Annotated in this window: 1 pseudogene; it reads right to left on the bottom strand. The window is 39.4% G+C overall.

Annotation, left to right across the window (positions count from 1 at the left end):
• A pseudogene (locus AB5935_RS26440) lies at positions 1-231 on the bottom strand (PBSX family phage terminase large subunit); the annotation flags it as partial.

Below are 231 nucleotides of genomic sequence, written 5' to 3'. Positions count from 1 at the left end.
CTATACTCTCTTTGTAAGTTATACGAACGTTTGGTTATGTATATTTCATACTCCTTCATCTTATCTATACCCGCTACAACAGAACCGGGGTATTTACTTACAGCATATATCCTCACACCTCCGTTATGAATCTCTTGAATGGTTCTTGGGTCCGCACTATCAGCTATAGTTTTTAATCCCCAAGGACGTATAGATTTAACAATGTCGGATGACAGCAGTCCAGTTCGATAG

The organism is Phocaeicola sp. RTP21198st1_B8_RTP21198_201120, from assembly GCF_040929485.1.
GTDB lineage: Bacteria > Bacteroidota > Bacteroidia > Bacteroidales > Bacteroidaceae > Phocaeicola > Phocaeicola dorei.
This window is presented reverse-complemented; position numbering and strand designations above follow the sequence as displayed.